Origin of the sequence: Metabacillus sp. Hm71 (genome assembly GCF_051842955.2) — a bacterium.
Taxonomy (GTDB): domain Bacteria; phylum Bacillota; class Bacilli; order Bacillales; family Bacillaceae; genus Metabacillus.
Genome location: NZ_CM200278.1, coordinates 4,571,827 through 4,594,855, shown reverse-complemented (window position 1 = coordinate 4,594,855; position 23,029 = coordinate 4,571,827). Strand labels below are relative to the sequence as shown.

The window sequence follows — 23,029 nt, the reverse complement described above, 5'->3', positions numbered from 1 at the left end:
ATTCTAAGAAATCTTCTTACCTGAAAATGACATGATCATTTGGAGATTTGCGATAAATAATTAAACCCTACGAACCTTTTGTTTTTCGCATCCCATAATCTGAATTTAAGTGATTTTAAGCTTGTCGCTAATGTAATTGTCGGGACGTTTTGTAATGGCTCTGCCGTTTTGTGTGCCTCTTCAAGCATATAATTAGGCACTCTTGGGCTTAAATGATGAACATGGTGGTAGCCGATATTACCTGTCAGCCATTGCAGCAGCTTCGGAAGCTTGTAGTATGAGCTTCCTTCAACGGCTGCTAACACGTATTCCCATTCTTCATTTTCTTCAAAATACGAATCTTCAAATGTATGCTGCACATAAAAAAGCCAGATGCCTAGAGACCCTGAAATAAGAAAGATTGGCCCTTGGATTAAAAGAAATGCCTCAACACCCAATGTCCAACAAAGAATTCCCGCTAAGGCTGCGATAGAAAGGTTGGTAATATAAGTGTTCAGCCGTTCCTTCTTTCTTGCCCCTTTTTTATTAAAGCGATTCATGATCAAAAAAACATAGATTGGACCTAACCCAAACATAACGATAGGATTTCGATATAGGCGGTAGACAATTTTACGCCATAACGGTGCAGCCAAATATTCATCAACAGTCAGCACCCAAATATCGCCTGTCCCGCGTTTATCTAAATTTCCGCTTGTTGCATGATGGATCGAGTGATCATGCTGCCATTGACTATAAGGAAACAGTGTTAATATACCTGTAATTGTCCCAACAATTTTATTGGCTGTCCGATTTTTAAAAAAAGAGTAATGACAGCAGTCATGGAAGATGATAAAAACCCTTACAAGAAACCCTGCCGCAATAACAGTTAAGCCTAATGTAAGAAAATAAGAAATGCTTAGGCTTTGATAAGCAAGAATCCACAAAATAAGAAACGGTCCCAATGTATTAATAAGCTGTATCACACTAGCTTTTGTATTTGATTTTTCAAAAGGAGCAACTTGCTTCCGCAAATTTTTTTGTAATTGTTTGGTCATTTTTTTAGTTCCCTTCAGCAATTGTTACCTTAATTATAGAGGGCATGGCATGGTTTTTGCAGACATAGTTGTCATGTGCAAAGTATGACAAATGTCATATTGGAAAAGGTGGTTATTGGAAACTTTGTTGATATATAGAAAATGAAGTGAATTGGAGCTTTAAACATTGCCTATAGTAAAGAAAAAACACTAATTGAAGACACTTACGATTTTATTGATATAATAAAAATGATTGAATGTTTACTTTTATGTATTAGGAGAGAAGCAAATGTTTTTTCGAGTATTATCTTGTATGATTCTATTGTTATTTGTAAGCGGGTGCAATTTTATACCGAAAACAACACAGTACGAGGTTATATACAACGGTGAAAAAGAACAGCAGCAAGAGCCAGCAAATCAACGCCATAAAACATACACGATTGCCGTTATTCCAAAGGTTAGCGGGATTCCTTATTTTAATGCAGTAGAAGAAGGGGTTTATGAAGCTGGAAAGGATTTAGGTGTTAACGTGTTTTATTCTGGTTCTTTAATTGCAGATTGGAAACAGCAAGAAGCCATTATCGAAGGATATATCGAGCAAAAGGTAGACCTAATCGCTGTTTCTGCAAATGATCCCGAAAAGCTTGGTCCTGTTTTAAAGCGAGCTAGGAACCAGGGGATCAGAGTAATTACATGGGATTCAGATGCGAATAACCAGTATCGCGAGCTGTTTATCAATATGGTGGATCCGGAAATATTAGGGCGCCATATTATGGATGCGTTATCATCAAGAGTCAATGAGCGGGGCAGCTATGCTATTATCACCGGGTCTAAGGAGGCCGCGAATTTAAATGAGTGGATCTATTGGATGAATGTTCAACAGCAAGAAAACTACCCGAACATGAAGCTCGTAGATATTGTTGAATCAAATGATGACCCGAAGCAAGCCTATAAGGCGGCAACAGAATTATTAAAACAACATCCGGAATTAACAGGTATTATTGGAAGCTCATCTGTTGGCCCTCCTGCAGCAGCTCAAGCTGTTAAAGACATTAACAAATCAGGTGAGATTACAGTGGTGGGCTTATCCACACCAAATTTAATGAGAGAATATATAAAGGACGGTTCTGCGCAGGTTGTCACCCTGTGGAGTCCAAAGAAGCTCGGCTATTTAACAGTTAGTATTGCCAAGGAGTTATTAGAAGGGAACGAAATTAGTGATAATCAATATATTTCGAATATAGGCAATGTCAGAGTAAAAGAGGATACCGTCATCATGGGGCAGCCGATTGATTTTACGAAGGAGAATCTTGATCAATATGATTTCTAACATGATTGAGGCAGTTCGTTTAAAAAACTTCAAGCTGAAAACGAAATTAATCATTACCTATATTCTTCTTACGGTGATTCCGATGGCTGTCTTAGGCTATATCACTTACTATCAAAATACAAAAGCAATCGAAGAAGAGGTAGGAGAATATGTTCCAAGGCTTTTAAATCAAGCAAATAGAAACATTGAAAATGAAATCAATGAGCTGGGAAATTTACCGAATCTGATTTATAACTCAAGTGATGTCATGGCTGTTTTACGTGCCAGCCCATATGAGGACCGATCCTCTTTGCTCCAGGACCAATTTACGGTTGAAAGCTTTCTGTCCCGGGCCTATCTTGGGAGCAATAACGCAAATATTTTAGGTGCTTTTTTATTATCAAATAATGGTTCCTTTATTAGCACTCGGGTAGCATATGAAGGCTTTGATTTTACGAAAAATCCTCTGCCGTATGGAGAGGCCCATGATTTAGGAGGGGATACAAAGGTACTGCTGCCAAACCAGGTCAACTTGACGTTTGAGGGAAATCCGCCATATATGCTGTTAGTAAAAGAAATTATCGACCTTGATAACAGGGAAACGCTCGGAACCATGTTTTTGGCTGTTAAGCTGACGTTTATTGAAGAAATCCTTCAAGATTTAGATGAAGAAGACAAAGCCCTGATGTGGGTAATGGATGATCAAGGGCAGATTATCTACCATCCGGATCAAACGAAAATGGGCACATATTTTGAAGAACTAAATCAATATCCTCTTTTAAACGGGAGTTTCCGTACAAACACAGCAAATGAGAGAACCTTGATTAGTATTAATCAATCATCAAAACAACAATGGATATTGGTTCATAGTATCCCGATTAACTATTTAACAGAACGAACAGATGTCGTAAGAAATGCAGCGATTATTATTTTCCTCATCCTTGTTGTGATTACGACCTTGATTTCAATTATTGTTGCATGGAGTGTGACAAAACCAATAAACGTACTTGGGAAGAAGATGAAGGATGTTGAAAAAGGAAATCTCCATATTAAGATCCCGATCCACTCAAGGGATGAGGTTGGAGTGCTGGCTTCAAGCTTTCAATCAATGATAACAAAGCTAAGAGACCAAATCAAAAAAAATGACAATATTGAAATCAGGCAAAAAGAGGCTGAATTATATGCGCTTCAATCGCAAATCAACCCTCATTTCATGTACAACACATTGGAAACGATTGGAGCATCAATAGAGGATGGCGAATCCGATTTAGTCGTTGATATGGTGGCTATTTTAGGAAGGATGCTGCGTTTTTCCCTTAGTAATAAGGATAAGATTGTGCCGATTTCTCAAGAGGTCCTTCATATTGAAGATTATTTGACCCTGCAAAAATTTCGTTTTGAAGAAAGGATTTCATTCAGCATTCACAAGGATCAGGAACAGGATTTATACTTAACTCCTAAGTTTATCCTGCAGCCAATTGTCGAGAACTCGATTAAATATGGCATGCAAAAAAGAAAGGCACTTAACTTAGAAATAGAAGTTAACAAAGATGAAACCGATCATGCAATGGTGTTCGTGATTCGTGACAATGGTCCGGGAATTAAGGAAGAAGATCTATCGAAATTAAAGGATCTTTTGAATAAAGACCCAATGATTAACCGTGATTCAGGATTTGGATTAACAAATGTTCATGCGAGAATTGTGATGATGTATGGCAGTAACTATGGATTAACAATCACTAGCAAGGAGGAGCAAGGAACAGAAGTCATAATCAAAATACCGTTGTTAGTTAAAAAGGAAAATGGTGATGGATAATGCCTTTAATTCGAACAGTTATTGTGGATGATGAAAGCCGCATTCGCCGAAGATTGGAACGCCTTGTTCAATCCTGTGGCGAGGAATGGGAAGTCATTGCGACATTCTCAGATGGCAAGGAAGCCTTAGACGAAATGACAAATGAATCAATCGATTTTGATCTCCTGATAACTGATGTGCAGATGCCTGAAATGGATGGGTTGACTCTTGTAAACCAGTTAAAAAGAACACATTCGTTTACTGCAGTTATTATTAGTGGATATGATGATTTTTCGTATTTGCAAACGGCTATGCGCGAAGGAGCTGTTAATTATATTTTAAAACCAATCGATAAAATTCAGTTTGCTGAACAAATGGAGGAAGTCAAACAAAAGATTTATCGTAAGCGAGAAGAGGAACGACAGTGGAGTGAAGTGCAGGAAAAAGCATCACAGTTGACTTATACAAAGCAAATTCAGTTTTTAAGTGAAGTAACCTGGAATGATGAGCTTGACCTATCTCTTATCGATTGGACCGAGCAATTTCCTAAAGGGACCTATAAATTAGCTCATATTAGTGTTGATCAGTATTCTTCTATCTTTAAGGCAAAGGATGAAGCGGAAAATTGGGATCGTGAATTAGAAGCGATTTTTACACAGTCCATTCAATGTTATACCCACTGGTGGTGGAGGAGCGGCAAGTTTCAGTATTGGCTTTTGCTGCTTGATAAGGAGGTAACCGATTCAGCCTTTGATAAGAAAACGAGCGATGCATTCACTGAAGCTAAAGGCAAGGTAGGACGGACAACTCCCTTTACGGTTTCGATTGCAATAAGTGATAAATTTAATGATATGACCTTATTAACAACGATAAAGGATCAGCTCTTATCGTTTTTACAATATCGGATCATTGAAGGCGGAAATAAAGTCTTTCATAATGAGTTGGTAAAACAATTGTCTGTTCAACAATCAAAAACCATAACAGCGTCTGTATATAAACATGTCCAACAAATCATTTCTGCCCTAGAAGGAAAAAGCGAAGCAGAAACCAAGAAGGCCTTACAAGGATTTTTTCAGGAAATTGGAACAATAAAATCACCAGCATTAATCGAGGATGCTGTCCATTATTTATGCTTGCAGATTGTAAACCGTTGGCTTGAGTTTGCCGGATTTGGCGAGACACCTGATCTTTTGCCAGGAGCTCTTCAGCTGACAAAGCGTGCAGCAAATTTTCATCAGCTAGGTGACAGCATCAAGCTTTGGGTGCTGCAGATAAAAAAGAAAATTGACGAAAGAAAGAACGAAGACTCAGATCCAATACAGCGCGCTAAAGACTGGATCCAGCAAAACCTTGGTGAAAACATTACGATAAAAAAGATCGCTGAGCATGTATATATGAGCCCAACTTATTTCAGCAACTTTTTTAAGGCACAAACAGGTGAAACCATTTTAGATTATGTAACAAAATGCCGCCTCGAAAAGGCAAAAGATCTTTTAGCAACGACAGAGCTGAAAGTTTATGATATTTCAGCACAGCTAGGTTATCAGGATACGAAATATTTTAGCCGCCTGTTTAAACAATGGTACGGACTGTCACCTTCCCAATATCGTGAACTGCATTTTAAAATGAGAGAGCAATAGGGAATGACTGTCATTTTAAAGGGCCTGTCCCCTAAACAAACATCAATATAGGGAGTTTCTAACTATTAGAGATCCTATATTTTGTTTTTGGGGGACTGGCCCTTTTGTTTCACTTTAAGAAAGAAAATTTGTACTTAGTTATTGCGTCTAGCTCCAGGCGCATTGGATCTAAGGTTTAGCAAATCGGAATGGAAGGTAAAGAACACCTTCTATTCCGATTCGCCGAATGCTTAGCGCCTTGCACTTTTCTTATGAACAATTGAAATCCCTTCCAAACATCTTAATATTCTCCCCCCAACCTTAGTTTTGTCTCCTACCAACTATAATGAAAGTTTTATATAGTAAGAGTAATCAAAAGAAAGCGTAATCAGCAATCGCTTTCCATTTAATGAAAGTGCTTTTCTTATTGGTAAATGGAAATGGCTGATTGGTGAGGAATAGTGGAATTGGAGGTATTAATATGATTAGAAAAGCAAGCATCATGTATGTATATAAGGATCAATATGAAGAATACAAACGGCGCCATGATGAAATTTGGCCTGAAATGGAAAAGGAATTAAAAGCACATGGTGCGCATAATTATTCAATCTTTTTAGATCATGAAACAGGACAGCTATTTGCCTATTTAGAGGTGGAAGATGAAGAGAAATGGGGCAAGATGGCTGATACGGAAATTTGCAAAAAATGGTGGGCCTACATGGACCCGTTAATGGAAACAAATCCAGATAACAGTCCCGTGTCAAAAGAGTTAAAGAATGTGTTTTATTTAGCTTAAAAAATTGATTTTTATAGTGAAAGGAGAAACTTCTATGGCTGGTAAAAAAGGAATGAAGTCTACGATAACGGTAGCGATGTCGAACTACTTAGAAGCAGGTTCTATCGTGGCAGGTGCCGGCGGACTAACGCTTTGGATGGAATATTTAAATTTGGATGATTTTAAACTAGGGTTGCTAGGTGCATTAAGTGCAAACGGATTTGGCGCCGCAATCGGGGCATTAATTGGCGGTATTTTAGTTGATAAATTCGGACGGAAATTAATTTATAAATATGATCTTCTTGTCTATATGCTTGGTGTCTTGTTGATTACGTTCTCATTCAATTTTCCGATGCTATTAATCGGTTATATTATTACAGGAATTGCTGTTGGCGCTGCCATTCCAGCTGCGTGGACGTATATTGCCGAAGAAGCACCTGACAATGAACGGGCTGCACGGGTTGGATTTGGACAATTAGCATGGTCAATCGGTCCGGCTGTTTCCTTGTTATTATCTGTAGCATTAGCGCCGTTAGGTCTTCTTGGAAGCCGGATTATCTTTGCTCAATTGTTTGTAATCGCTTTAATAACATGGATGTTACAACAGCAGATCAATGAATCAACAATTTGGGAAGAAGAGAAACAAAAAGAAGCCAAAATGAAAGCTTCTGGACAAAAAGCAGAAAATCCAATTAAAGAATTGTTTACAATTAAAGCAAATCGTCAAGCAATCACATTATTGCTCGGAATCTATGTGTTTTGGAATTTAGTTGCTGGTGTGATGGGCTATTTCATGCCATATATTTATGAGACAGTCGGCGGACTTTCAGCAGCACAAGCAAACCTGCTGCAAGCATTTTTATGGGTATTAACTGTTGCTTCCACTTATTTTGTGTTTATTAAATTAGGTGATAAGGTAAGCCGCAAGGCATTATATACGGTTGGTGCTGCCATGGGAATTATCGCTTGGGCGGTTCTTTCATTAGGCAGCATGGGATATTCGGAGCTCTTCATCTTCGTCATTTTGTGGGGAGTTGCAGCAGGCTTCGGTGCACAAGCTTTCTACGGGTTATGGGCAAGTGAATTATTCCATACGAAATACCGTGCCAAAGCACAAGGCTTTTTATTCTGTATCGCTCGTATTGCGGTAGGACTAATTTCATTAGCCGTTCCAACCATGATTTCACTGCTGGGCTTTAAGATTTCCGGATTAATTATGATTGGATTCCTCGTTATCGCTGCAGTAATAGGATTTGTCATGGCGCCGGAAACGAGAGGAAAGTCATTAAAACAAATTGAACAGGAACGTTATAGTGCATAGCATGATAAATAAAAGAGATGATCGTTCTTTAATGGGCGATCATCTTTTTTGTACGTTAAGAGGGAGTATAAATTTGCTGCGCAGGAGAAAATTCGACGTAGTGGCAAATTTTAAGAATGAAGTATAAGTGCAACTAGGCAGTCGCACTGCGCCTAAAGGCTTGGCGCCAGCCAAGTTTTCTTTAATGTTTTTTATACAAAAATAATCTTGAAGATTGATAAGTCCTTTTACCCAATGTCACGCACCATATTGACAGAATGAATCAACAATCTTACTATTTAATTGTTAACCTTTTTGTTATTTCGGTTAACATATATAAGAAATTTCTCTTTGAGCCTAGGTGAAAGAAGCAAATGATAAGAAAGAGGACAGAAGTTATGCTAGATGACAAGTTTTATAGCGTAAGAATGAGAGCTTCAAAGGACGGAGCTCATGAACATGGCGGAAAGCATATATCTGGAGGTGAACTGCTTTCACCTTATAGCGGTCTTCAACAAGCAGTGAATGCATTGTTGGAAAAGGGATTAACCCATTCAAGAGGAAAACCGGAGTTTATGCAAATTCAGTTTGAATTATTAAATGAGCAGATAAAACGATTACAGCCGTTAACCGTTCAGACAAATGAAGTTGAATCAGCAGAAATTGGTCGAGTACTAGCCTGCCGCCTCCTAGAGAAGTCTGGTGTCCCAAAGAAGATCATAGATAAAGCATTAGAGCAGATGGCCGATTGTTCCGGGATTAGAGGAGCTATTTTGATCGATAGTCATTCAGGGAAACGAATTGACAAGAGAAGTGCTAAAGGTGTGCGTGTGTCAAGGATGGACTGGGTTGATAATGATTTTAATAACTGGGCTAATCACTATCAATTGCCGCAGCATTCAAGATTAAAAGAGGCGCTTGCACTTGCAACAAAGGTAAGTGAGCATCCGGCTACTATTGCGGAATTATGCTGGTCAGATGATCCAGATTATATAACCGGCTATGTTGCAAGTAGAAAGATAGGCTATCAGCGGATCACAAAGCTAAAAGAATACGGTGATGAACATGGCTGTCGAATATTCTTTGTTGATACCTTCCATGATGTAAACTCCTACATAAACTATTTGGAAAAACAGCCAATTTTCATTGAATGGGAGGAAGAGAATGACACAAGAATTGATTGAAAAAAGCAAGAAGCATCTTTGGCTGCCCTTCACTCAAATGAAAGATTATGATGAAAATCCACTGATCATTGAGAGCGGGAATGGAATAAAAGTAAAAGACATTTATGGCAAGGAATATTTTGATGGATTTTCTTCAGTTTGGCTTAATGTACATGGTCATCGTAAGAAGGAATTAGATGATGCGATTAAAAAGCAGCTTGAAAAAATTGCTCATTCCACTTTATTAGGCATGACAAATGTTCCAGCAACAGAGCTGGCTGAAAAGCTAATTGAACTAACTCCCGAGAAGCTGACACGTGTTTTTTATTCAGATAGCGGTGCAGAAGCAATGGAAATTGCGCTGAAAATGGCTTTTCAATATTGGAAAAACATAGGCAAACCGGAGAAGCAAAAATTTATCTCAATGCAAAATGGTTATCATGGCGATACGATTGGTGCTGTGAGTGTTGGGTCAATCGAGCTTTTCCATCATGTATATGGGGCTTTAATGTTTGAGAGTTTTAAGGCGCCTATTCCTTACGTATATCGTTCCGAAAGCGGCAATCCTTCACAGTGTCGCGATGAATGCTTGCATACACTTGAACAGCTGCTGATTGAAAAGCACCAAGAAATAGCCGCTCTTTCCATTGAATCGATGGTCCAGGGAGCAGCAGGGATGATCATTATGCCAGAAGGCTTTTTAGCCGGTGTGCGTGTGCTTTGTACAAAATATGATGTCCTGATGATTGTTGATGAAGTTGCCACAGGCTTTGGCCGCACTGGGAAAATGTTTGCCTGTGAACATGAGCATGTACAGCCGGATATAATGGCAGCTGGGAAGGGAATCACAGGAGGCTATTTGCCAATTGCGGCAACATTTACAACAGAGGAAATTTACAAGGCGTTCTATGATGACTATAAAAAGTTAAAAACCTTTTTCCATGGTCATTCTTATACGGGAAATCAGCTTGGCTGTGCAGCAGCACTGGAAAATTTACGTTTGTTTGAAGCAGAAAAAATCGTTGATCAGGTATTTAGAAAATCGCAGGAACTTCATTTGTTTCTTCAAGAGCTGTATTTACACCCGCATGTTGGAGAGATCAGACAGCTTGGTTTTATGTGTGGAATTGAACTTGTTCAATCTAAGGAAACAAAAGAACCTTTTCCTGTCGAAAATCGCATGGGGCATCATGTTTCATTAAAAATGAGAGAGCTTGGCATGCTCACGAGACCATTGGGTGATGTGATCGTATTTATGCCTCCGCTTGCCAGTTCAATCAGTGAGCTGGAAGCAATGGTAACGATCATGAAACAAGCAATTATTGAGGTAACAAATATTGAAAACTGACAGCTGGTTAAATAAGCGGTTGGACAGGATGAAAGAGGCTGGTTTGTATCGGCAATTACGAACAATCAACAAACAAATTGTTTTTTCGTCAAATGATTATTTAGGGCTGGCAAAAGATAAACGGTTGATTTCTGCAGCAAGGAAGACACTGGATGAATCGGGTGGTGGAAGCAGCGGCTCAAGATTAACAACAGGTAATTCTGAGTGGCATGAAAAACTTGAACAACGTCTTGCGGACTTCAAGCAAACGGAAGCAGCACTTTTATTTTCAAGCGGCTATTTAGCTAATATTGGTGTCTTATCATCACTGCCTGAAAAAGGGGATGTCATTTTAAGTGACCAATTAAATCATGCCAGCATTATCGATGGCTGCCGCCTTTCAAAAGCTGATACCGTTATCTATAAACATATTGATATGAATGACCTTGAAGTAAAACTGAAAGAAACAGCATCTTACCAACGCCGGTTTATTGTAACAGATGGAGTATTTAGTATGGACGGCACGATTGCCCCTTTGAATAAGATCATGGCACTTGCTAAAAGCTATCAAGCCTGCGTAATTGTTGACGATGCCCATGCTACAGGTGTTTTAGGAGAATACGGCAGGGGGACAAGTGAGTATTTCGGGGTAATGCCTGATGTGGTCATTGGAACGTTAAGTAAAGCAATTGGATCAGAAGGCGGCTTTGTCGCAGGTTCTAAGGTTTTAATCGATTTTCTTGTCAATCACGCCCGCACATTTATGTTTCAAACAGCGATACCGCCCGCGAGCTGTGCTGCTTCTTACACCGCCTTGGATATTATTGAACAAAGTAAAGAAAAGCGCCAGCAGCTGCGGTCACAAATAACACAGATTAAAAAAGGACTGGAAGAAATGGGCTTTACTGTAAAGGGGACTGTAACACCGATTATTCCAGTTATTGTCGGTGATGCGCAAAAGGCTGTAGCATTTGCAGAAAAGCTTCAGGAAAAAGGAATCTTTGCACCTGCGATCCGGCCTCCAACTGTAGCCATTGGAGAATGTCGTATTCGGTTAACCGTCACCACGGAGCACTGTTCAAATGAGATCAATTACTTGCTTGAGACATTTAATTTAGTAGGAAAAGAGTTGAACATCATTAAATGAAGGGTTTTTTTGTAACTGGAACAGATACAGGAGTTGGAAAAACCGTTATAGCATGCGGACTTGCCGCTGCATTGATTGAGAAGGGAATGGATGTTGGCGTTTTTAAACCATTATTAAGCGGGATCTCCCGTTCACATCCACAAAGCGATACAAGTTTACTAAAGCAAATGGCACAATCGTCTTTATCCCATCAGGACATTACCCCGTTTGAATTTACTGAGCCGCTTGCTCCATTTGTGGCAGGGAGGCTTGAAGAAAAGACTGTAGGCCTTGAAGAGGTGGTAAACCATTGGGAAGGCATAAAGGGAAAACACGAATATTTCATTATTGAAGGTTCTGGCGGTATTGCAGTTCCGTTAGGTGATCGTTTTTTAGTTAGTCATTTAATAAAAGCTTTACAGCTGCCAATTGTGATTGTAGCACGACCTAATCTTGGGACGATCAATCATACGTTTCTTACGGTTCAATATGCAAAAAGCATGGGGATTGGGGTCGCCGGAATTGTGATAAACGGCATTGGCGATCACCCAGATCTTGCAGAAAAAACAAATCCGAATGTTATAGAAGAAGTATGCAATGTGCCTATATTAGGTATCACACCTAAGCTAAAAGAGATAACAAAAGAAAGCCTTCTAAAAATGGCACAGGATCACATAGACATGCCATTGCTTAGCAATCGGTTAGGACTGAAGCAAAATTTAATAGATACATAGAACAAGATTGGAAAGGGTGCAGATAGAGAATATGTTAAATCAAAGGCATGAAGAATTTTCCCTTACTTCTTCAGAATTTTTTTGCAATCCTTATCCATTTTACGATAAGCTGCGTTCCGAGCATCCGATATGCAGGGGGAGTTTATTAAAATATCCGGGCTGGTATGTAACCGGCTATGATGAGGTGCAGGCAATTCTTAAGGATCCCAGATTTAAAAATCGGATCCCCCTTCCTCATACTACAAGGAACTATGAGCAGTTGAAAAATATACAGAATAATATGGTGCTTTTTAAGAATCAACCTGACCACATGCGATTACGTATGTTGATTAGCAAAGGGTTTACCTCTAAAGCTGTAGAGTATTATCGACCATATATAAGAGAAGCGGTTCATGATTTATTAAATTGTATTCGAAAAAAGAAAAGAATCGACATTGTTTCAGAGTATGCTTTTCCATTAGCAAGCCTTATAATCGCAAATATACTAGGAGTACCTGCAGATGAGCGACATCGATTTAGAGATATGGCCGCATGCTTAATTCAAACAATTGATTTTACCCGATCAAAAAAAGTGTTACAAAATGGAAATGATTCAATGATTGAAGCAGCGGCCTATTTTAATGAGCTTATCGAAATGCGAGCGCTTAACCCAAAGGATGACCTAATCAGCCTATTAAGTAAGGAAGCAACAGATGGGGAGAAGTTAACAAGCGAGGAATTACTTTCAACATGTATTTTACTTGTCATTGCCGGCCATGAGACAACAGTAAACCTTATTAGCAATTCCATCCTCATCTTATTACAACATCCTGAGCAGCTAATAAAGCTAAAGGAAAAACCAGAGCTTATTAAAGTGGCTGTTGAGGAATTTTTGCGTTATGAGAGCCCAACCCAACTGACGGCACGAATCGCATCTGAAGATATTGAGCTTGGACAAACGACCATTAAGAAAGGGGAGCATGTCTATCTATTTTTAGGTGCTGCCAATCGTGATCCAAAGACATTCATTGATGCGCATATGCTTGATATTACTCGGAAACCCAACCCCCATCTTGCGTTTGGGTATGGCCCGCACTTTTGTTTAGGTGCTTCATTGGCACGTATTGAAGCACAGATTGCCATTCAGGTACTTGTTCAGCAATTGCCTAACATCCGACTAGCTGCTGATGATTTGCAATGGAGAAAATTAATTGCGTTTAGGTCACTGACAGAACTTCCAGTTGCATTTGATTAGTTAAAAGCTGCCCGATCGTTTTAAGGCTGTACGCTTATTGAGCAAGGTTTAAAACCTTTGCAGCAATCCATGTTTAGGATAGCCAGAAGCAGGCTATACATGGTACTAATCACATAAATGGAGGAAATCAATGAAGAAAAAAGTGACGATCATTGGCGGGGCTGGAACGGTTGGAAGCATAGTTCAAAATCGATTAAGTGATAAATATGAGTTTACGGTATTAGATAAAAATATTTCAAACGAAGCGGAAAACGCCATCCAGGTTGATGCAACAAATTTCGATGCGCTGCTCGAAAGCATCCCAAAGGATACGGATGCATTGATCAATCTGCTTACGATTAAAGTGGAAAATGATTTAAAGGATATTGAACAGTTTCATAAAATGGCGGAAATTCATTTTACTGCTTCATTCTATATTTTACATGCCGCAATTTTGTTAGGAATCCCTAAGGTTGTGTTCGCAAGCAGCAACCACACGACAGATTATTATGAGGAAGATGGAATTTCCACATTAGGCAGGGAAATTACCATAGATGATTATCCGTTTTCACGCGGGCTTTATGGCGTACTTAAGCTTGCATCGGAAAATATCGGTCATATTTTAGCACAGGAAAAGGAACATAATCTTTCTGTCATTAATTTGCGGATCGGAAGTGTTCAAAAGGATGAACAAAAAGCTGTAAAGGAAAAGAAACGGCTTCACCATACGTTATTGTCTCATGAAGACACCGTTCAGCTTTTTGATCTGGCGCTTCAATCAACCGTAAAATATGGCACCTATTATGGTGTTTCAAACAATCCAGGTAAACCATGGTCAACTGAAAATGCGTGGAAGGAGTTAGGCTTTGTTTCCAAAGAAAATGCAATGGATGTATTAAAAAAGGGATATTCATAAAATACATTTACCACTAAAAATGATTTGTCACCTTATTTTCAAAAGCAAAATAATCCATATAACATGATATGGAAATCCATTGTATATCAAGAGCAGGTGCTGTAATCTAACACTATTCATCTGTTAGAGGAGGGGTTTTTTGAAAACACGACCCATTTTCCATCAGCACCTTGTTCAGTATAAATGGGGATATTTGCTTGGTTCGGGATTATTATCGATCTCTCTTATCCTGCAATTAATCGTTCCGATGTTATTAGAGGATTTCACAGATGGAATCCAGCATTTATCGATTGATGTTACAGATCTTTTTCAATTAGCAGGTTGGTTTGTTCTAGTAGGTGTGGGAATGTTCTTATTTCGATCCTCTGGACGGATTTATATTTTTCGTTTATCCCGGATGTTAGAAAGAGATTTGCGTACGAAATTATTCAGCCATTGGGAGACGCTGCCTGCTCAATACTACCAACAGGAGCGAATTGGGAACCTTATGGCACATGCCATAAATGATGTAAACATTCTTCGTCAAATTGGTATGCAAGGAATGTTTCAAACCATTGAAGCAGTGGTGTTAATCTCGATTGCGATTTCAATGATGGCGGGAACGATTGATATTGCTTTAACCTTGCTTGTTATCCTGCCATTGCCTGGTTTAACCTACCTCGCGTATCGCTTCCGTAAAAAGATCCGTATGCATTCAAATAAGGTTCAAGAAGCCATAGGCACGCTTACGAGCAGAGTCCAAGAGTTTTGCACAGGAATACGGATTATTAAAACATATGTACAAGAACAGGAGGAATTAAGGAAGTTTACAAAAGAAAACGATGAAAATGTTGAAGCAAATAAACGCTTAATTCGCTCAAACTCTCTGTTTACCTCACTTAGTCAAGGAATTGTCGGCTTAAGTTATTTGTTTTCGATCGTGTTTGGTTCCATTTTAGTCATGAAAGGCACGATCTCACTTGGTGAATTTGTTGCGTTTAATACATATCTATCCTTTTTAATCGCACCGATCGAAAATTTAGGAAAAGTGATTAATCTTTTTCAACAAGGAAAGGCAGCTGACAACAGACTATGCCGAGTACTTGCAACTAAACCTGATATAAAAGATGAAGAAGGCGTTAGCCCTATAAAAATTGAAGGGAATATAAAAATTAACAATTTAACCTTTCAATATAAAAATAGTAAGGGGCCAGCCTTGGAAAATATAAATCTAGTCATTAAAAAAGGCACAAGTTTAGCGATTGTTGGAAAAATAGGAAGCGGCAAATCAACGCTCGTAAATTTGCTATTACGTGTCTACAATCCGCCGAGAAACACCATGTTCATAGATGATGTTGATATTCGAGATCTTCCATTAAAAACACTGCGAACTTCAATAGGATATGTACCACAAACAAATTTTTTATTTTCCTCAACCATACATGATAATATTGCTTTTGATCCAAAGCCGTATGAAGAAGTACAGGTTTATCAAGCGGCAAAGCAAGCCCATGTATACAAAGACATCACAGACTTTCCTAAAGGCTTTGAAACAACATTAGGTGAAAGGGGACTCTCCCTATCAGGAGGGCAGCGGCAGCGGGTAAGTATTGCCCGCGCAATGATCAAAAACTCCCCGATCATGATTTTTGATGACAGCTTAAGTGCTGTTGATGCGAAAACCGAAGAGATGATTCTTAAAACATTGAATACCGAAATGGAAGGAAAAACGTCGATCATTGTTAGTCATCGCATCTCAACTATACGTAAGGCAGATCAAATCATTGTATTGAATGAAGGGAGAATTGCTGAGCGAGGAACACATGAATCGCTTCTAAGGGAAAACGGCATCTATTATAACATGCATATGCAGCAAATAAATGAGCTTCCAATAGAGTCTTCAGAGATCCCGTCTTATTATGAAAGAACGATCCGAATTAAAAGGAGGAGGAGTTAGCATCGAAACCAAGGCAGATCGTAAACCCGTCGATTATAGTGATACACAGCTGCTAAAGAGGATGCTTTCCTTTGCGAAGCCTTATTGGAAACGAATTTTTCTTGCGATTTTGTTAACCGTATTTATTGTTATCACCAGTTTAGCACAGCCATATATCGTTAAAGTGGCAATAGATTCATATATTAATGGCATTTATTCACCTATGATAGCAATGGAAGCATCAAGTGCGGACCGTATGAAGGAAGAACTGCAGGAGCAAAAGATATCTTTTAAGGAAACCGCCTTGTTTGAAGGGAAGGTTTATTTACGAATCAAAGAACCACTACCTGAAAACGAGTTACTCAAAGATGCAGAAAAAGCGGCCATTGTTTCCGTCGCGGGCAGCCACTACCTTGTTCATGGATGGAATAATGGACTTTCTGAGTTAGAAAACCATCAGCTGAATAAACAGGCAAATGAAATAATGATCGACGGAAAGCTGTATTCAGTTAGCCAATTAAGCTCAAATGATATCGATCTTTTCCGAGGAAATGATTATCAAGGACTCATTCTGATGGGGATTCTTTATTTATCATTGATTGTTGGAGCGGCTGTGCTTATGTATTATCAACATAATACGCTTCAATATACAGGGCAATCAATTATTTATGATATAAGACAAACACTTTTTAAACATCTTACGAAAATGCCGATTTCTTTCTATGGAAAGCATCCAATTGGAAGGTTAGTAACAAGGATTACCCATGACGTAGAGGCACTAAATCAGTTATATTCTCAAGTGATCGTGAATTTACTAAAAGAAATCTTTATTCTTATTGGGATCGTTATGATTATGCTTCATATGAGTGTCAAGCTGACGCTTATTAGTTTAATGTTAATTCCTGCTGTTGCGCTTACAACTTTTTATTTTAAAACGGTGATGAGGAAGGCACAAAGATACATCCGCCTCATCCTTTCCAGGCTTAACTCGTTTCTTGCCGAGAACCTTTCCGGCATGACAGTTATCCAGCTTTTTGCCAGGGAAGAGAAGCAATTAGAACAATTTAACAAATTAAATGATGAGCATTATCGGGCAGGTATGCGGCAAACGGTCCTTAATTCGATTTTCAATCCTTCCATCGGGCTTTTCGGGAATCTGTCGCTAGCACTTCTTGTTTGGTATGGAGGCAGAAATGTACTGGAAGGAGCAATAACCTTTGGAATTGTGTATGCGTTTACCCAATACGTAAGACAATTTTTTGAACCTTTACGTGGGTTAGCTGACCACTTTAATCAAATCCAAGCAGCACTTGCTTCTGCTGAAAGAATCTTTGAAACGCTTGACACAGAACCAACGATTTTAAATCCGATACAGCCAAAATCATTCGGACAAAGAGTATCCGGTAAGATTGAGTTCCAGCATGTTTCATTTGCCTATAAAGAAGATGAATGGGTACTGAATGATATTGATTTCGTCATTCAGCCGGGGGAAACGGTCGGAATTGTTGGAGCAACCGGTGCCGGTAAAAGCTCGATTATTCAGCTGATCAATCGGTTTTATGATATTCAAAAGGGTAAAATCACACTTGATGGTGTCGATATTAAAGATGTACAGCTTTCAGAGCTAAGAAAGCATATTGGCATCATTCAACAGGATAGCTTTGTATTCTCTGGCACCGTTTTAGATAATATCAGGCTCAATAACCGAAAGATCAGTGATGAGGAAATAATCGAAGCAGCAAAATCAGTTAACATTGATTCCTTTTTCAGGTCGCTGCCACAGGAGTATAAGACCATGCTTGGTGAACAGGGCACAGTCTTATCAACGGGCCAAAATCAGCTTCTCTCCTTTTTACGAGCGATTATCGCGGATCCGGATGTGTTAATCCTTGATGAAGCAACCGCTAATATTGATTCGGAAACCGAAGCTGTTATCCATCAAACGTTAAAAACGATTTCAAAAAACCGTACGACGATTATCATTGCCCATCGCCTTTCAACGATTCAGCATGCAGATAAGATTATTGTGTTAAAGAAAGGCAAGATAATCGAAATGGGCAATCATCAGGAATTATTAAGAAACAAAAAGGATTATTACCAACTATGCAGGAGCCAAGGAAAATCGTCTCTAGCAAAAGTGAACGCATAAAGAAAAATGAAACGGAACTTTCTCTGCTAAAGAGGAGGTTCCGTTTCATTTTCTTTTATTTTCAAAGTAGATAGAGCAGTAACTTCTGTTGAAAGTCTCAACACTTTATGTATGCTATTTCGGTACGGTATCAGGTATGAGCTTATGATCATCACAAAACTGGGATGGCGATACCCCAACGATCCTTTTAAAAGTTCTGCTAAAATAAAGCTCATCTGCGTACCCGACGGTCTGGCTCACTTCTTTAATGCGGATATCAGAAAGGACAAGCAGCTCTTTTGCCCGATCAATACGCAAGTGTGTTAAGTAATCGATCGGACTTAAGCCGATGTATTTTTTGAATAATCGTGAGTAATGGCTTGTACTTAATCCAGCAATATTTGCTAAGTCGGATAAGGTGATTGGGTTTTTGTAGTGATCAACCATATATTCAATCGTTCCTTCAATCGCTTTTTTGCTGTCACCAGAGATCGTTTGTGAGCGAAAATCCTGGGCAATCGTTAATAGCAGCTCCTGAAGCAGCAGCTTTTTCTGAAAGGTGACAGCTGCCCCCCGTCTTTTTGATAACGAATTGAGCTGATCTAATAATAAGATGATAGCTGAACTATTTGTCATGGTATAGACCCCGCTAAGCGGAAATGTAACATCTTTTGCCTGTTTAAAATGCCACATGCCCTTTTCCTCAAAGGCCAACGCATAAGAAAACCGGACAAAATAAAATTCAAGGGCATGATTTCTGGAAGCTTTTTTATCGCATATCATCTCAGGTGTAAAGAAAATCAGTTTTCCTGGACCAAGCTTCGTTCGCTTACCATTTAAAACCACTTCCCCTTTTCCTTTCGTGATAAACCAAAGGGAATGATGCTGTGGCTTCGTTCCTTGTCTGCTCCAGCCAGGAGGACATGTTTTATAACCGGTTAACAGCAGTGAAAACGTGAGCTTGTTTAAAGTGGAAGTTAAACCGCACAGCTTCTTACACAAAAGGAACTCACCCTTTTCTAATAGATTCTTAACTAACTATAATCATACGCTTAGTGAAAAGAAAATAGTACAATCATGCTCACGAATTCTAGCTAAATTAACCAACATGGTCTGGGCTAAAGGTCATAATCAATCTTTTGGTTTATGCTCATGAGCTTTCACTATTTAAAAATAGCAGGCCAATCTCCCTATCTCTTAAAAATTGATTATATTTTTCATGTAAACCCCACCATTATAATCAACATGCAAGAAAAAATCGATGAAGGGAAGGATGCGTTTGAGAAAGTGGAAAGGGTTTCGAAAGGGGTTACTAATTACAATCGTACTTTTACTAACTGTTACACCAGGTTTTGGAGTTTTTCAAAATGAAAGGGCTTACGCAGAAGGAGAGACTCAAGAATTCGATGCTATTTATGAAGCAGAAGATGCAGTGATTAAGGATGCGATCATTGATTCCCAACACCCTGGATATACAGGAGCGGGGTTTGTTGATTACAAGCCGAATGCTCCAGGCGGAACCATTACATGGACTGTAGCAGATGTCCCTGTTGCAGGTGAGTACATGTTAGAATTCCGCTATGCCAATGGTGCGGCTGAAAATCGGCCGGCAGAAATTAACGTAAATAATCAAGTCGCAGAACAAGAACTTGCCTTTCCTTCAACAGGAGAATGGACCGCTTGGAAAACAGCGGCTACTAAAGCAAATCTTCAAGCTGGAGAAAATATTATTGTTGCAACAGGTGCAGGGGGAAGCGGAGGAGCCAACATTGACCACCTGCGGATACATAATAAGGTGTTGGACCAAGAGCCTGAAGGACCCCAGCCGGTAGAGGTAAAAGAAGTTAAGATGGAAGAGTTAATGGATGGAGTAACCTTAAAAAAATTAAAAACAGCAGGAATTCTATCATCAGAGAAGTTCAACAAGGAGCAAGAAATGGCGCGCTTGGAATTTTTCGCTCATATAAATAACGTCATGGGTTTCTACCCGGAACATGTCTATAAAAATATCGAGGCAAAAGGCACTGTATGGGAAGTATCTAAAGAGAAATGGTGGAGCTATGTAGTTGAGACTGCTAAACAAGAAGGCTATGTAACGGCAGATCAGGATGGTGCCATTCATCCTGATGCCCATATCACACGCAGAACCGCAGCGGAAATCATTGCAGAGGTGTTAGACTTGCAGCCGGGTAATAGCACAAATGATTCAGCTGAGAAAAGTAAAGCAGCTGTTGGAGTTGTTGTTTCAAATGGCTATATGTCAAGTGAACCCGGATTTGGTAAGAACGATTATGTAACTCTTGGAGAAGCCGAAGCCATTTTTAATAAAATAGCCGCTGAAATCAACCATCAAGCAAAACAGGTTCATGTTGTAAGTGCACAAACGGTTACCGATAAGCATGTGGCTGTGTTGCTGAACGGCTCCTTTGATGAATTTGATGTGAAAGCATTGGCATTAAAGGCAGCTGCCGGAAGCTTTAAAACCTTGAACCCTGAATTTCAAGATATGTACCCAACACGGGCGGCGGTTGGAGAAAATGCATTTGGCGATACGGTTGTGATCTATGAATTGCAAGAGGCATTAGAAGCGGGGAAAGTGGTTCGAACAGAGGAAGATACATTCTCTGGAGACTTAAATGAAATGAAAAAGCAGGCTGATCATCTTGTATCCTGGCAAATGGATCATGGCGGTTGGACAAAGAGCATGGAAAATGAGTACAGCCGTCCTTGGGATGGAAAAGAAAAACGCTCTAAACAATTAGGACCTAATGGCGAAGAAATTGGGACAATTGATAATCAAGCAACAATTAAAGAAATCCGCTTTCTATCACAAGTATATCGGGAAACAAAGGATGAAAAGCTGAAAGAAAGTATATTAAAAGGCATTGACTTTTTATTAACGATGCAAGTTGAAACAGGTGGATGGCCGCAGGTGTACCCGAAGCGTACCGAATCCCCTGAAGACTCTGTCTATTATTCTAACTATGTCACCTTTAATGATAATGCGATGATCAATGTTTTAGAGCTGTTCGATGATTTAGTAAAGGATGCATACCCGTTTGATCAAGGCTTCTTAACTACAGAGAAGAAGGAACAAATTCAAAAGGCAATGGATAAAGGGATTGAGTATATTTTAAAATCGCAAATTGAAGTGGATGGAAAGCTGACAGCATGGTGTGCCCAGCATGACCCTGTTACGTATGAACCACAGCATGCAAGGTCCTATGAGCATCCTTCGATTTCAGGCAGTGAATCAGTAGGAATTGTAAGATTCCTTATGTCACGCCCGAACCAAACACCAGAAATTCAAAAAGCGATTCTTGGGGCGCTGCAATGGTTTGATGAGGTGAAGCTGGAGGGAATTCGCTATGTAAGCGGTGATCCTAATGGGATTTATTTTGTAGAGGATCCAAACTCGGTTACCTGGTATAGATTTTATGAAATTGGGACAAATAAACCAATATTCTCTGGCAGAGATGGGGTCATCAAACATACAATTCAGGAAATTGAACAAGAGCGTCGTGATGGCTACTCATGGGGAGGCAGCTATGCAAAAAAACTGCTTGAAATAGCGAAATCTACCGGTTATTTTGAACAGCATGTTTATGTAGAGGTCTTGCCAAATGAATTGGCAGACAAATATGGCAGAGAGCTAGCAGAAGGAGAGTTAATCAGAGTGGGGGATGCTACAGAAGAATTAAAGGAACTGTCAGTGAAATTGATTGTATCACAGGATGGGAATGGTGATTACAAAACCGTTCAAGCAGCGGTTGATGCTGTGCCAGCTAATAACCCGCAGCCTGTAGAAATTTTTGTGAAAAACGGAGTGTATAAAGAAGTAATCAAAGTGCCGGCTGATAAGCCGTTTATCAGTTTAGTTGGCGAAAGTGCAAAGAAAACAATTTTGACGTACGATAACTATGCGAAAAAACAAAGACCAGAAGGCGGCACATATGGAACAAGCGGCAGTGCAAGTGTGTTCATTTATGCGAATGATTTTACCGCAAAAAATCTCACAATGGAAAACTCCTTTGATGAGAGTTTAGTTGAGGGAGGCTCTCAGGCGGTTGCTGTCTATGCACGCGGCGAAAGACTTGCCTTTCACAATGTCCGCTTTATCGGAAATCAGGATACGCTATTAGCCCATTCAGGTACACAATATTATCACCAATGCTATATTGAAGGAGATGTCGACTTTATTTTCGGCGGAGCTCGGGCGGTATTTGAAGATTGTGAGATCGTTTCAGTGGATCGTGGTTCATCAACGAATAATGGCTATATTACAGCTGCAAGCACAAACATCAGTGAACCATATGGCTTTCTCTTTCTAAATAGCAGGTTAAAAAGCGAGGCGGCAGATGGAACTGTCTACTTAGGACGTCCATGGCATCCTGGCGGTGACCCAAATGCGATTGCAAGTGTCGTCTTTAAAAACTGTGAACTTGGCGCACATATTCATGAAGAAGGATGGACAGATATGTCCGGCTTCAGTGCAAAAGATGCCAGATTTTATGAATACCAAAATACAGGGCCAGGCGTCAATCTAGATCGACCGCAGTTAACCGATGAAGAGGCTAAGGAATATACGGTTGAGAATGTGTTGAAGGGCTGGAATCCGAAGAAATTTTAAGATTAAAACATAGAGTAAAGATACGAAATTGGTCATTCGTGAAATAACCCTTAGCTCAAACTCAAA

At 39.5% G+C, this 23,029-nt stretch carries 16 protein-coding genes; 14 read left to right on the top strand and 2 right to left on the bottom strand.

The genetic code is table 11. The annotated features are described in order from the left end of the window. Positions 1 to 35 precede the first annotated feature (35 nt). Positions 36 to 1,034 (bottom strand): Delta(5) desaturase DesA, encoded by a 999-nt coding sequence (gene desA / locus ACSVDH_RS22705; protein ID WP_439251754.1) that lies wholly within the window; start codon positions 1,032 to 1,034, stop codon positions 36 to 38. 268 nt (positions 1,035 to 1,302) lie between these two features. On the opposite strand from desA, the gene ACSVDH_RS22700 reads away from it, so the two are divergent. From ACSVDH_RS22700 to ACSVDH_RS22640, 13 genes are all read left to right on the top strand, one after another. Further along, the gene (locus ACSVDH_RS22700; protein ID WP_439251755.1) at positions 1,303 to 2,343 is read left to right on the top strand and encodes an autoinducer 2 ABC transporter substrate-binding protein; all 1,041 of its coding nucleotides are present in this window, start codon (positions 1,303 to 1,305) and stop codon (positions 2,341 to 2,343) included. Further along, positions 2,333 to 4,138, top strand: a complete 1,806-nt coding sequence (locus tag ACSVDH_RS22695; protein WP_439251756.1) for a cache domain-containing sensor histidine kinase — start codon at positions 2,333 to 2,335, stop codon at positions 4,136 to 4,138. Before ACSVDH_RS22700 ends, ACSVDH_RS22695 begins: the two co-directional genes overlap by 11 nt. Further along, a complete protein-coding gene (locus ACSVDH_RS22690) occupies positions 4,138 to 5,757 on the top strand; it encodes an AraC family transcriptional regulator (RefSeq protein WP_439251757.1) in 1,620 nt (539 codons plus the stop codon). The genes ACSVDH_RS22695 and ACSVDH_RS22690 overlap by 1 nt, the downstream gene beginning before the upstream one ends. A 460-nt stretch (positions 5,758 to 6,217) precedes the next feature. Beyond that, entirely contained in the window at positions 6,218 to 6,532 is a 315-nt protein-coding gene (gene rhaM, locus ACSVDH_RS22685; RefSeq protein WP_439251758.1) for an L-rhamnose mutarotase, read from the top strand. A gap of 34 nt (positions 6,533 to 6,566) precedes the next feature. Continuing rightward, on the top strand, positions 6,567 to 7,832 hold the full coding sequence (locus tag ACSVDH_RS22680) for an MFS transporter (protein ID WP_439251759.1): 1,266 nt from the start codon (positions 6,567 to 6,569) through the stop codon (positions 7,830 to 7,832). A gap of 377 nt (positions 7,833 to 8,209) precedes the next feature. Further along, positions 8,210 to 8,995, top strand: a complete 786-nt coding sequence (gene bioW / locus ACSVDH_RS22675; RefSeq protein ID WP_299090600.1) for a 6-carboxyhexanoate--CoA ligase — start codon at positions 8,210 to 8,212, stop codon at positions 8,993 to 8,995. Next, on the top strand, positions 8,976 to 10,322 hold the full coding sequence (gene bioA / locus ACSVDH_RS22670; RefSeq protein ID WP_439251761.1) for an adenosylmethionine--8-amino-7-oxononanoate transaminase: 1,347 nt from the start codon (positions 8,976 to 8,978) through the stop codon (positions 10,320 to 10,322). The genes bioW and bioA overlap by 20 nt, the downstream gene beginning before the upstream one ends. After that, positions 10,312 to 11,448 (top strand): 8-amino-7-oxononanoate synthase, encoded by a 1,137-nt coding sequence (bioF, locus tag ACSVDH_RS22665; RefSeq protein WP_439251762.1) that lies wholly within the window; start codon positions 10,312 to 10,314, stop codon positions 11,446 to 11,448. The genes bioA and bioF overlap by 11 nt, the downstream gene beginning before the upstream one ends. Further along, the gene (bioD, locus tag ACSVDH_RS22660; RefSeq protein WP_439251763.1) at positions 11,445 to 12,161 is read left to right on the top strand and encodes a dethiobiotin synthase; all 717 of its coding nucleotides are present in this window, start codon (positions 11,445 to 11,447) and stop codon (positions 12,159 to 12,161) included. The genes bioF and bioD overlap by 4 nt, the downstream gene beginning before the upstream one ends. Positions 12,162 to 12,192: 31 nt before the next feature. Beyond that, positions 12,193 to 13,395, top strand: coding sequence for a cytochrome P450 (locus tag ACSVDH_RS22655; protein WP_439251764.1), 1,203 nt, complete (start codon positions 12,193 to 12,195; stop codon positions 13,393 to 13,395). A 130-nt stretch (positions 13,396 to 13,525) separates the two neighbouring features. Next, on the top strand, positions 13,526 to 14,290 hold the full coding sequence (locus ACSVDH_RS22650) for an NAD-dependent epimerase/dehydratase family protein (RefSeq protein ID WP_439251765.1): 765 nt from the start codon (positions 13,526 to 13,528) through the stop codon (positions 14,288 to 14,290). Between the two features lie 139 nt (positions 14,291 to 14,429). After that, positions 14,430 to 16,226, top strand: a complete 1,797-nt coding sequence (locus ACSVDH_RS22645) for an ABC transporter ATP-binding protein (protein WP_439251766.1) — start codon at positions 14,430 to 14,432, stop codon at positions 16,224 to 16,226. Then, positions 16,189 to 18,354, top strand: a complete 2,166-nt coding sequence (locus tag ACSVDH_RS22640; RefSeq protein ID WP_439251767.1) for an ABC transporter ATP-binding protein — start codon at positions 16,189 to 16,191, stop codon at positions 18,352 to 18,354. Before ACSVDH_RS22645 ends, ACSVDH_RS22640 begins: the two co-directional genes overlap by 38 nt. A 114-nt stretch (positions 18,355 to 18,468) precedes the next feature. On the opposite strand, the gene ACSVDH_RS22635 is transcribed toward ACSVDH_RS22640, so the two are convergent. Beyond that, positions 18,469 to 19,335 (bottom strand): AraC family transcriptional regulator, encoded by an 867-nt coding sequence (locus tag ACSVDH_RS22635; protein WP_439251768.1) that lies wholly within the window; start codon positions 19,333 to 19,335, stop codon positions 18,469 to 18,471. A 277-nt stretch (positions 19,336 to 19,612) separates the two neighbouring features. Here ACSVDH_RS22635 and pelA point away from each other — a divergent pair, with 277 nt between their 5' ends. Next, on the top strand, positions 19,613 to 22,963 hold the full coding sequence (pelA, locus tag ACSVDH_RS22630) for a pectate lyase (protein ID WP_439251769.1): 3,351 nt from the start codon (positions 19,613 to 19,615) through the stop codon (positions 22,961 to 22,963). The last annotated feature ends 66 nt before the right edge of the window (positions 22,964 to 23,029 follow it).

Excerpts from the sequence above, each read along its gene's own strand:
- bioD (WP_439251763.1), top strand. The coding sequence starts at position 11,445 with ATGAAGGGTTTTTTTGTAACTGGAACAGATACAGGAGTTGGAAAAACC.
- ACSVDH_RS22655 (WP_439251764.1), top strand. The coding sequence starts at position 12,193 with ATGTTAAATCAAAGGCATGAAGAATTTTCCCTTACTTCTTCAGAATTT.
- ACSVDH_RS22695 (WP_439251756.1), top strand. The coding sequence starts at position 2,333 with ATGATTTCTAACATGATTGAGGCAGTTCGTTTAAAAAACTTCAAGCTG.
- ACSVDH_RS22680 (WP_439251759.1), top strand. The coding sequence starts at position 6,567 with ATGGCTGGTAAAAAAGGAATGAAGTCTACGATAACGGTAGCGATGTCG.
- ACSVDH_RS22640 (WP_439251767.1), top strand. The coding sequence starts at position 16,189 with ATGAAAGAACGATCCGAATTAAAAGGAGGAGGAGTTAGCATCGAAACC.
- ACSVDH_RS22650 (WP_439251765.1), top strand. The coding sequence starts at position 13,526 with ATGAAGAAAAAAGTGACGATCATTGGCGGGGCTGGAACGGTTGGAAGC.
- desA (WP_439251754.1), bottom strand. The coding sequence starts at position 1,034 with ATGACCAAACAATTACAAAAAAATTTGCGGAAGCAAGTTGCTCCTTTT.
- bioW (WP_299090600.1), top strand. The coding sequence starts at position 8,210 with ATGCTAGATGACAAGTTTTATAGCGTAAGAATGAGAGCTTCAAAGGAC.
- rhaM (WP_439251758.1), top strand. The coding sequence starts at position 6,218 with ATGATTAGAAAAGCAAGCATCATGTATGTATATAAGGATCAATATGAA.
- ACSVDH_RS22700 (WP_439251755.1), top strand. The coding sequence starts at position 1,303 with ATGTTTTTTCGAGTATTATCTTGTATGATTCTATTGTTATTTGTAAGC.
- bioA (WP_439251761.1), top strand. The coding sequence starts at position 8,976 with ATGACACAAGAATTGATTGAAAAAAGCAAGAAGCATCTTTGGCTGCCC.
- ACSVDH_RS22690 (WP_439251757.1), top strand. The coding sequence starts at position 4,138 with ATGCCTTTAATTCGAACAGTTATTGTGGATGATGAAAGCCGCATTCGC.